The sequence below is a fragment of the Pseudomonas sp. RW3S2 genome (assembly GCF_014268955.1).
GTDB classification, from domain to species: Bacteria; Pseudomonadota; Gammaproteobacteria; order Pseudomonadales; family Pseudomonadaceae; genus Aquipseudomonas; species Aquipseudomonas wayambapalatensis.
Map to the genome: position 1 here is coordinate 311,827 of NZ_JABWRM010000005.1, position 9,911 is coordinate 321,737.

Consider the following 9,911-nt stretch of genomic DNA (forward strand, 5'->3'; position numbering starts at 1 on the left):
AATACCTGAACAGATTCCCAAGGATCGTGGGCAATGGATGCCTGAGTCACCCAACCAGACGCTGATTCGCCTGCAAGGCGTGACGCATGCGTACAGCTCCCATAGCGCCGCGCGGCCCGTGCTGCGTGATGTCTCGTTGTCGGTCAAGGCCGGCCAAAGTTGCGCCATCGTTGGCGCCTCGGGCTCGGGCAAAAGCACCTTGCTCAGCCTGATCGGTCTGCTCGACCAGCCCACCCAAGGACACCTCCACCTGGCAGGCCGCGACATGACCCTGGCAACCGATGGCGCCCGCGCAGTGATGCGCAACCAGCACATCGGCTTCGTTTTTCAGGGCTTCAACCTGCTGCCGCGTCTGGATGCCCTCGACAATGTCGCCTTGCCGCTGCTTTACCGTGGCGAGCCACGCAACTCGGCACGGGAGGCGGCGCGCCAGCAGTTGCGGCGGGTAGGCCTCGGCGAACGGCTGCACCACCGCCCGGCAGAGCTCTCCGGGGGCCAACGCCAGCGAGTGGCCATTGCCCGCGCCCTCGTCGGTGAGCCCCAACTGCTGCTCGCCGACGAGCCCACCGGCAACCTCGATGGCCAGACTGCACAAGACATCATCGAACTGCTGCTGGCTCTCAACCGTGAGCAGGGCGTCACCCTGATCATCGTCACCCATGACCTGGGGATTGCCCGTCGTCTGCAACGCTGCCTGCAGGTTGTCGAGGGCTGCATACGCGAGGTCGTGCATGGTTAGCACGCGAGCCTACGGCCCATCCCTCGCTCAGCGCCTTTCTGAACCATTCGATAGCCTCCAGCGCCTGGGACGCCGGGCCATTCTGGCGTTGCTCGGTATCGCAGTCGGCTGCGCAGCCGTGGTTGCGCTGCTGAACATTGGGCATAACGCCCAGCGCCAGGCGATGGCGGTGTTCAAGGGCATGGGCAGTAACCTGCTGGTCGCCGACGTGCAATGGCCTGCAGGCGCCCACTTGTCGGCACAGGCAACGCAGCCCTTCGACGCCCAAGCCGTGCGCGAAGCCGAGCCGGGACTGCGTGCAATCAGTCCGCTGAGCCTGTCGTCGGTACGCGTGAGTCTGCACGGACGAACACACGACGCGCTGCTAGCCGGGGTAGATCCGCAACTGGCCGAAGTACTCGACCTGAGATTGATAGAGGGGCGTTTCATCAGCCCTTACGACAGCCGCAGCACCCATGCGGTACTGGGCGAGCGCCTTGCCGCCGATCTGGCCGCACAGGGCATGCCGGTCATGCCTGGCGCACAGCTACAGATCGCAGGCTACGTGTTCCAGGTGATCGGCGTATTGCACGGCATCGGACAAAACCCACTGCTGCCGCTGTCGATCGACGACAGCTTGCTGATCCCGCTCGAAGGTATGCGACGGCTGGTCAGCGCACCTCAGGTGGGTACCGTTCTGGCGCGCACTGCCGACGGTGCCGACCCACTTGCCGTCGCCCCTCGCCTGCAGGCGCGGTTGCAGACCGCACTGCCCGGTCGCACGATCGATGTCCAGGCTCCCCAGCAGTTGCTCGCCGGTATCGCCCAGCAGTCGCGGCTGTTCTCCTGGCTGCTGGCAGGGCTGGGCGGCATTGCCCTGCTGGTGGGCGGTGTCGGGGTGATGAACGTGATGCTGATGAACGTCTCCGAACGCCGCCGCGAGATCGGCGTGCGCATGGCACTAGGCGCCCGCCCGCAAGATATCGCCTGGCTGTTTCTCCTCGAAGCGGTGGTACTGGCCGTGACCGGCGCAGCTTGCGGTGCAGTGCTGGGCGCGGGCGCGGGGTGGCTGTTTACTTTGCTGTCTGGCTGGGCCGACTTCAGCCTCGCCCCCCTGTCGTTGCCACTTGGCATCGGAGGCGCAGTCCTCACCGGGCTGTTCTTCGGCTTGAGCCCGGCGCTGTCTGCCGCCCGCCTGCAACCGGTACAGGCGTTGCGCGATGATTGAGCGCTGCCTGGCCTTGCTACTGCTGATCATGAGCACCGGGCCTGCCCTGGCCAGCCTGGCGCTCGCGCCTTCCCAGGCGACCCGGTCGAGCGCACCTTCGCCAGCCGTTTCCAGCCTCTCGCTGAAGGCACAGCGCATTGATTTGAGCCTAAGCGACGCGATCTACCTCGGTCTGCGCGACAACCGCGGGATCCGCAGCGCCTATCTGGATCGAATTGCTCAGAAGTTCGACCTGCGGGTGGCCGAGGATCGTTTCAGCCCCAAGCTGCTCATCCGCGGCAACTACCTGTCCAATCACAACCAGGCCGACCGCTATCGCCAAGGGGATATCACACCCACTACGACCCTGCTGACTCCTTACGGCACCCGCCTGAGCCTGGGCTGGACCTATCGTCACACCGAGGCCGAACTGGCCGGGCTGACCCGTAACGACGGCGCCAACATCACGGTCATCCAGCCGCTGCTGCGCGGTGCCGGCAGGGATGTCGCCACGGCACCGGTGCAACTGGCCCGCCTGGGCGAGCAGGTCAACCGGCTGGCGTTGAAAGACACCGTGGCGCAGACCATCACCCGAATCATCATCGGTTATCACACTCTGCTGCAGACCCAGGAGCAGTTGCAGATTGCCCGCGACGCCCTGCAGCGGGCCAATCAATTGCTCGAGGTGAACCAGGCAATGATTGCTGCCGGTCGCATGGCAGCCTTCGAGATAGTCCAGACCGAAGCCGAAGTCGCCACCCAGGAGCTCGGACTGGAAGACGCCCGCAATCAACAGCAAGCCGCGCGCCTGGCTCTGTTGCAGATGCTGGCGCTGGATCTCGATACCCCCATCGTCGCCAGCGACACGGTCCATGCAGACGCGATCGATATCGACACCTCCTTGGCCCTTCAACAGGCTCAGGCCCTGCAACCGACCTACCTCATCGAACTGATTGCCGGCGAGCAAGCAACGATCAACCTGACGGTGGCGCGTAACGAGCGCCTGTGGGACGTCTCTCTGGTCGGTGGTGGCGCCCAGGTACGTGAACGCAACAACCTCAACGGCAGCGCGCGCAGTTGGGAGAATTATGTGGGTGTTCAAGTGGAAATTCCGATCGGTGACCTGAGTACCCGTCAGGCTGAAGTACATGCGCGTGTCGGGGTGGAAACCCAGGAAGTCCGGTTGCAGGAAGCACGTCAGCAACTCCAGCGGGACGTGACCAATGCCGTGCGCGACATCGGCGTGCGCTGGCGCCAGTACCAGATTGCCCTGCGCGCGCAGGAATTGTCGCAACGCAAACTAGCGATCGAACGAGAAAAACTCACCGTCGGCCGATCAAGCAACTTCCAGGTTCTGAGTTTCGAGAACGACCTGCGCACGGCGCAGAATACGCGCCTGGGTGCGCTCATCAGCTACATGAACGCCCAGGCCGAACTGGACCAGACCCTGGGCACCACGCTGGACAGTTGGGACATTGCACTGAATGACTAGGTTTTGCTCGATCACTGGCGGCCGCGCGCTACTGGTGCTGGCCCTCGCCAATCTGCCGGGCTGCTACGGCGATGCGGATGAGCAGCCGGGCGCTTCCCCGCAAGCGCAGTGGGTGCAGGTAGCACCGCGCCTGCTGGAAAATCGCCTGGGCCTGGTAGGCCACCTGCAGTCAATGGACCACATCACCCTCGCTGCACCTTTCGATGGGCTGATCGCCGACGTGCGCGTACAGGAGGGCCAGCACGTCGAGAAAGGCCAGGTGCTGGTGACGCTGGACCCTGCGCAGCTGCAAGTGCAATTGCGCCAGGCACAGGCTGAGCTGCTCAAGGCCCGTCGAGAGGCGCAACGCCTGGAACGTTGGAGCTCCAGCCCAGAAGTCGCCCGCGCACGGCGCGCAGTGGCGGCCGCGAACCAGAACCTATCCCGCAGCGAGAATAGCCTGCGCGATACCCAGGCGCTGTTCGAGCGCGGCATCGTCGCGCGAATGGAGGTCGAAAGCCTGGCTCAGCAGGTGAACACCCAGCGCCAGGACCTGACCGCCGCCAACGAGGATCTGCTTACAACACTTGCGCACGGCCACGGCGAGGAGCTCAGCATCGCGGCAATGGAACTGGCCAACGCCCAAGCGCGCCATCAGGCCCTCGAGCAGTTGTATGCACGACGCGAACTGCTCGCTCCGCTGGCCGGGTATGTGGTTCGCCCGGCCGCTCAAGAGGGCGGAAAATCCGTTCCCCTGCAAACGGGTGTCGCCGTTACCCAGGGGGTACCGCTGCTCGGCGTGATAGGCCAGGAGCGCTTCCAGGCCTTGAGCCGGGTGGAAGAGACCGACCTGCGCCTACTGCACGAAGGCATGCCGGTGCAGATCAATGGCGACGGCTTTTCCGGTGAACTGAGCGGTCGCCTGACCGCCATCGGTATCCAGAGCGAGACGGCTGATACGCAAGGCGCCGGAGCCCAGTACCCAGTGAAGGTGTCGATCGACCTGCCAGCACAGCCCTTGCAGCACCCCATGCGCGCGGGGATGAGCGCACGCCTGTCGATCATTCTGCAGCGTGACGAACAGGGTATCGCCATTCCCCCGCACGCATTGCGCGATGATGGCCAGGGGGGACGCTACGTGGTGTATCGAGCGACGCCACAGGCTGCGGTCGAGCAGATTCCGGTGACGACCGGTGCAGCGGTGCCCGAGGGCGTGATGGTGCGGGGGCTGGAGGCTGGGCTGGTGGAGGTGCAGGAGCGCACGCCTGACTGAAGAACTGCCAGGTTCGAAGACCAAAATCCGGAAACCAGGATGATCTGACAGTGTTCAATGCGTGAACTGAGCTGCAAGGTCCGCATGTACACATCGCCTTCCATGCGGACCTCGTGGCTGGCCACCACCGCACCATGCCCGCAGTCTGTTCCCAAGGCTTCCAATGCCGATATCGCCTCAGGCCGTGACGATGGTATTGCCCAAGGGCTCGAGCAGGCCCTGGCGAGTAGCCCTGCACACGGCACTGACCAAAGCCTGCAGCGAAGCCTGGAGAATGCTGCTGTCTTTACCAACACCGAAAAGCAGCTGGTTGTTGACGCGAATTTCCACATAGGCGATCGTCTCGGCCTGGGCGCCATCACGTACCGCATGCTCATGGTAGTCGGCGATGTCGAAATTCAGGCCAAGTGCGGCAAAGGCGTTGACCAGCGCGGCGAGCGGCCCGTTACCCTCCCCGGTCAATGGCAGGCGGCCACCGTCAACGAGCAATTGAGCACTGACGTAGGTGCTTGCTCGGTCACTGGTGAGCATGGGCTGGGTCAGGGTGTAGGGCCTGCCCTGCTGCAGATAGGTTTCAGTGAAGCAGGCCAGGATCATATCGCTGGTCACTTCCTGGCCTTCGGCATCGGCAACCCGCTGCACCACGCCGCTGAACTCCATTTGCAGACGCCGCGGCAGCACGATGCCCTGCTGCTCCAGCAGATACGCCACGCCTCCCTTGCCCGACTGGCTGTTGACCCGGATCACCGCCTCATAGCTGCGCCCCATGTCGGCAGGGTCGATCGGCAGGTAGGGGATTTCCCAATAACCGTGAGGGTTTGCGCGGCGGCGCGCAAAGCCTTTCTTGATCGCGTCCTGATGAGAGCCGGAGAACGCAGTGAACACCAACTCACCGGCATAGGGATGACGAGGATGGGTAGGTAACTGGTTGCAGTACTCGACCTCACGCTGAACGTGGGTGATGTCCGAGAAGTCCAGTTCAGGGCTGATGCCGCTGGTATACAGATTCATGGCCAAGGTCAGGATATCGACGTTGCCGGTGCGCTCGCCATTGCCGAACAGCGTCCCCTCGACCCGTTCGGCACCCGCCAGGCACGCCTGCTCGGCAGTTGACACCCCGGTGCCGCGGTCATTGTGTGGGTGCACGCTGATGATCACGCTGTCTCGCTGGCTCACATGCCTGCAGAACCATTCGATCTGGTCGGCGAACACGTTGGCCGTCGACACCTCGACGGTTGTGGGCAGATTGAGAATCATCTTGTTGGACGGCGTTGGCTGGAACTCGGCGATGACCGCGTCGCAGATTTCCAGGCCGAAGTCCAACTCGGTGAAGCAGAACGTTTCCGGCGAATACTGGTAGGTCCACTGGGTTTGCGGATTGGCCTGCATCAACGCCTTGATCTCACGGGTGGCCTGGGTGGCAATATCGATACAGCCAGCGCGGTCGACACCGAACACGACTTCGCGGAACACAGGGGCCGTGGCGTTGTAGACATGCACAATGGCCCGCGGCACGCCCTTGAGCGCCTCGAAGGTGCGCTCGATCAGGTGAGTACGCGCCTGAGTCATGACCTGGATGGTGACATCGTCAGGGATTGCGCCGCTTTCGATAAGCTCACGGACGTAATCGAAATCAGTCTGCGAAGCCGCCGGAAAACCTACCTCGATCTCCTTGAACCCGACCTTGACCAGCAGATCGAAGAAGCGGCGCTTGCGCTCGGCGTTCATCGGTTCTATCAGGGCTTGGTTGCCGTCGCGCATATCAACGCTGCACCAGACCGGTGCGGCTTTCTGTACCTGGCCAGGCCAGGTGCGGTCCGGCAGATCAACCACGTTGAAATGGCGGTATTTAGTGGAAGGGTTCTTCAACATCATGGTGGCGTTCTCCTTGGCCTGTAAGCGATCGTGCTGGCGCTGGGTGAGGTGAGCGTATATCTGATATTGGATCCAATTTATGCTGAAAGCGCTTAGTCTGGATTGCGTTCTATTTACCCAGAAACAGGGTTATGTTTTTTAAAATTGCTGAGAAATCAATTTTCTTAGTGAATACTTGCCATATGACATAAAAAGTATCTTCACGCTGCTGCGCCACGGTGGGCCTGACGGACTGTGTCCACTCAACAAAAAAACGCCATGCCTTGGCAAAATCTCGTCGCACTCTTCACCCGCCACTGCCCACGCCCCTGGCTATCCTTGCTCCTGCCGCAGGACGCGGCATCCCCAGTGACCAAGGAGTGTCCATGTCTCTCGCCCTCGTCCACAGCCGCGCCCAGGTCGGGGTGCTGGCGCCCGCTGTCAGCGTCGAAACCCACTTGGCCAACGGTCTGCCCAACCTCACCCTGGTCGGCCTGCCCGAGGCCACGGTCAAGGAAAGCAAGGACCGGGTACGCAGTGCCATCGTCAATTCCGGCCTCGAATACCCGGCCCGACGCATCACCCAGAGTCTCGCCCCCGCCGACCTGCCCAAGGATGGCGGGCGCTACGACCTTGCCATCGCCCTGGGCATCCTCGCCGCCAACGGCCAGGTGCCGGTGGCGACCTTGGTCGATTTCGAATGCCTGGGCGAGTTGGCGCTATCCGGGGCATTGCGCCCGGTACAGGGCGTGCTGCCGGCGGCGCTGGCGGCGCGGGAGGCCGGGCGGGCACTGGTGGTGCCGCGGGAGAATGCCGAGGAAGCGAGTCTGGCCAGTGGGCTGGTGGTGTATGCGGTCGGGCATCTGCAGGAGCTGGTAGCGCACCTCAATGGCCAGGCACCGCTGCCAGCCTATGCCGCCAATGGCTTGATGCTACGCGCGCGCCCCTATCCGGACCTGAGCGAAGTACAGGGGCAGATCGCGGCCAAGCGCGCCCTGCTGGTCGCGGCGGCGGGGGCGCACAACCTGCTGTTCACCGGGCCACCCGGCACTGGCAAGACCTTGCTCGCCAGCCGCCTGCCGGGCTTGCTGCCACCGCTGGACGAGCACGAGGCTCTGGAGGTTGCGGCCATCCAGTCGGTCAGCGGCAAGGCACCGATCGACTGCTGGCCACAGCGGCCGTTTCGCCACCCTCATCACAGCGCGTCGGGCCCGGCACTGGTCGGTGGCGGCAGTCGGCCACAGCCTGGGGAAATCACCCTGGCCCATCATGGGGTGCTGTTTCTCGACGAACTGCCCGAGTTCGAGCGGCGTGTGCTGGAGGTGCTGCGCGAGCCGCTGGAGTCTGGCGAGATCGTGATTTCACGGGCCAGGGACCGGGTGCGCTTTCCTGCGCGCTTCCAGCTTGTAGCGGCGATGAACCCCTGCCCCTGCGGCTACCTGGGCGACCCGGCAGCCCGCTGCCGGTGCAGCCCTGAGCAGATCCAGCGCTACCGCAACAAGCTCTCGGGCCCGCTGCTCGACCGCATCGACCTGCACCTGACCGTCGCACGCGAAAGCACCACCCTCAGCCACCAGCCCAGTGGCGAGACCAGCGCCAGCGTCGCTGCCCAGGTCGCCCAGACCCGCGAGCGGCAACAGCGTCGCCAGGGTTGTGCCAACGCGTTTCTCGATATGCCAGGCCTGCGCAAACATTGCGACCTCAAAGCCGCCGACCAGTCATGGCTGGAAGGCGCATGCGAGCGACTCAACCTTTCGTTGCGCGCCGCCCACCGTCTGCTCAAGGTCGCCCGCACCCTGGCTGACCTCGAACAGGCCGAGCGCATCGCCCGCTCCCATCTGGCCGAGGCCCTGCAATATCGCCCTGGCAGTTGACTCGACGCCCGCACCACCACCGATAACCCCACTCAATCTTCTCCATAGCGGAAATATATTTTGCGCGCTAAATATTTGCGCGCAATATTCGACTCAAGCAGCAAGCAGTCGCTGATCCCTTACAGAACCCTTGGAGAACGATCATGACCACCCTTCGCAAAGCCTGCGCCATCGCCACCCTGACCCTCGGCACCACTGCAGGCGCCTTCGCCCAGTCCATCGAGGCCACGCCGTACCACTACGGCATGAACCTGGACATCGCCCAGGTCATCGCGGTCGATGCCCCGAACAGCACTCGCAGCCATGCCTCCGCTGCCACCCTCACCTACCGCGATAGCAGCGGCCAGGTGCAGAAGGTCAGCTACATCCACCCAACCACCACCGCCAACCAGAACTGAACCCCACGGCCCGACCCCAGAGGAGCTTGAACCATGAAACTGTCCCGCACCCTGACCGCCGGCCTGCTCGCCCTCGCCGTCAACAGCGCCTTCGCCGCCGGTAGCGCCGGCGTCGAGCACACCACCCAAGGCTTCCTCGATGCCCTGGCCGCCGGTGGCGGCAAGCCGCTGGAAACCTTGGCGCCCAAAGATGCACGGGCCGTGCTCAGCGGTGCGCAGGCCAGCGTCAAGGTCGATCTTTCGGGTATCCAGGTCGAGCGTCGCACACTGCAGATCGACGGCAAGCCGCTGGACATCCGCGTGGTGCGCCCGCAAGGCGCGAAAGGTGAGCTGCCAGTGTTCATGTTCTTCCACGGCGGTGGCTGGGTGCTGGGCGACTACCCGACCCACGAGCGCCTGATCCATGATCTGGTGGTCGGCTCCGGCGCGGCGGCAGTCTATGTCGACTACACGCCATCGCCAGAAGCGAAGTTCCCCACCGCGATCAACCAGGCCTACGCCGCGACCCGCTGGGTGGCCGAGCACGGCAAGGAAATCGGTGTGGATGGCAGCCGACTGGCCGTGGCCGGTAACAGCGTCGGCGGCAACATGGCGGCGGTGGTGGCGATCAAGGCCAAGGAAGCGGGTACACCCAAGCTGCGGTTCCAGGCGCTGTTGTGGCCGGTGACCGACGCCAACTTCAACAATGCATCGTACAACCAGTTTGCCGAAGGGCACTTCCTGACGCGCAACATGATGCAGTGGTTCTGGGACAGCTACACCACCGACCCGCGCCAGCGTGATGACATCCATGCCTCGCCACTGCGGGCTAGCCTGGATCAACTCAAAGGCCTGCCGCCAGCACTGGTGCAGACCGCCGAAATGGATGTGCTGCGTGACGAAGGCGAAGCCTACGCCCGCAAGCTCGATGCTGCCGGTGTGCCGGTGACTGCCGTGCGCTACAACGGCATGATCCATGACTTCGGATTGCTGAACGTGCTGGGGCAGGTGCCCGGAACTCGTAGCGCGATGAATCAGGCGGCGCAGGCGCTGAAGGAACATCTGCAATAACGATAGTCGCCTCAAGGGCCTCTTCGCGGGCAAGCCCGCTCCCACATTTGTAGGAGCGGGCTTGCC

At 63.8% G+C, this 9,911-nt stretch carries 8 protein-coding genes; 7 read left to right on the forward strand and 1 reads right to left on the reverse strand.

Annotation, left to right across the window (positions count from 1 at the left end; all coding sequences use genetic code 11):
- Nucleotides 1–37: 37 nt before the first annotated feature.
- The 4 genes from HU748_RS10060 to HU748_RS10075 are packed head-to-tail and all read left to right on the forward strand — an operon-like array spanning nt 38 to nt 4,669.
- Nucleotides 38–739 carry an ABC transporter ATP-binding protein gene (locus HU748_RS10060; RefSeq protein WP_186667357.1) on the forward strand — a complete coding sequence of 234 codons (702 nt, stop codon included), beginning with the start codon at nt 38–40 and terminating at the stop codon, nt 737–739.
- A complete protein-coding gene (locus tag HU748_RS10065; RefSeq protein ID WP_186720270.1) occupies nt 732–1,946 on the forward strand; it encodes an ABC transporter permease in 1,215 nt (404 codons plus the stop codon). Before HU748_RS10060 ends, HU748_RS10065 begins: the two co-directional genes overlap by 8 nt.
- Nucleotides 1,939–3,417 (forward strand): TolC family protein, encoded by a 1,479-nt coding sequence (locus tag HU748_RS10070; protein WP_186720272.1) that lies wholly within the window; start codon nt 1,939–1,941, stop codon nt 3,415–3,417. The genes HU748_RS10065 and HU748_RS10070 overlap by 8 nt, the downstream gene beginning before the upstream one ends.
- Nucleotides 3,410–4,669 (forward strand): biotin/lipoyl-binding protein, encoded by a 1,260-nt coding sequence (locus tag HU748_RS10075; RefSeq protein WP_186720274.1) that lies wholly within the window; start codon nt 3,410–3,412, stop codon nt 4,667–4,669. Before HU748_RS10070 ends, HU748_RS10075 begins: the two co-directional genes overlap by 8 nt.
- A gap of 177 nt (nt 4,670–4,846) precedes the next feature.
- Here HU748_RS10075 and leuA read toward each other — a convergent pair whose 3' ends face one another.
- Nucleotides 4,847–6,544 carry a 2-isopropylmalate synthase gene (gene leuA / locus HU748_RS10080; RefSeq protein WP_186667353.1) on the reverse strand — a complete coding sequence of 566 codons (1,698 nt, stop codon included), beginning with the start codon at nt 6,542–6,544 and terminating at the stop codon, nt 4,847–4,849.
- A 365-nt stretch (nt 6,545–6,909) separates the two neighbouring features.
- On the opposite strand from leuA, the gene HU748_RS10085 reads away from it, so the two are divergent.
- The 3 genes from HU748_RS10085 to HU748_RS10095 all read left to right on the forward strand — a co-directional run bounded on the left by HU748_RS10085 (nt 6,910) and on the right by HU748_RS10095 (nt 9,845).
- Nucleotides 6,910–8,397 carry a YifB family Mg chelatase-like AAA ATPase gene (locus HU748_RS10085; protein ID WP_186667352.1) on the forward strand — a complete coding sequence of 496 codons (1,488 nt, stop codon included), beginning with the start codon at nt 6,910–6,912 and terminating at the stop codon, nt 8,395–8,397.
- Nucleotides 8,398–8,540: 143 nt separating this feature from the next.
- Nucleotides 8,541–8,795, forward strand: coding sequence for a DUF2790 domain-containing protein (locus HU748_RS10090; protein ID WP_186720276.1), 255 nt, complete (start codon nt 8,541–8,543; stop codon nt 8,793–8,795).
- A gap of 33 nt (nt 8,796–8,828) precedes the next feature.
- Entirely contained in the window at nt 8,829–9,845 is a 1,017-nt protein-coding gene (locus tag HU748_RS10095) for an alpha/beta hydrolase (protein WP_186667350.1), read from the forward strand.
- Nucleotides 9,846–9,911: the final 66 nt, after the last annotated feature.

Excerpts from the sequence above, each read along its gene's own strand:
- HU748_RS10060 (WP_186667357.1), top strand. The coding sequence starts at position 38 with ATGCCTGAGTCACCCAACCAGACGCTGATTCGCCTGCAAGGCGTGACG.
- HU748_RS10065 (WP_186720270.1), top strand. The coding sequence starts at position 732 with ATGGTTAGCACGCGAGCCTACGGCCCATCCCTCGCTCAGCGCCTTTCT.
- HU748_RS10070 (WP_186720272.1), top strand. The coding sequence starts at position 1,939 with ATGATTGAGCGCTGCCTGGCCTTGCTACTGCTGATCATGAGCACCGGG.
- HU748_RS10075 (WP_186720274.1), top strand. The coding sequence starts at position 3,410 with ATGACTAGGTTTTGCTCGATCACTGGCGGCCGCGCGCTACTGGTGCTG.
- leuA (WP_186667353.1), bottom strand. The coding sequence starts at position 6,544 with ATGATGTTGAAGAACCCTTCCACTAAATACCGCCATTTCAACGTGGTT.
- HU748_RS10085 (WP_186667352.1), top strand. The coding sequence starts at position 6,910 with ATGTCTCTCGCCCTCGTCCACAGCCGCGCCCAGGTCGGGGTGCTGGCG.
- HU748_RS10090 (WP_186720276.1), top strand. The coding sequence starts at position 8,541 with ATGACCACCCTTCGCAAAGCCTGCGCCATCGCCACCCTGACCCTCGGC.
- HU748_RS10095 (WP_186667350.1), top strand. The coding sequence starts at position 8,829 with ATGAAACTGTCCCGCACCCTGACCGCCGGCCTGCTCGCCCTCGCCGTC.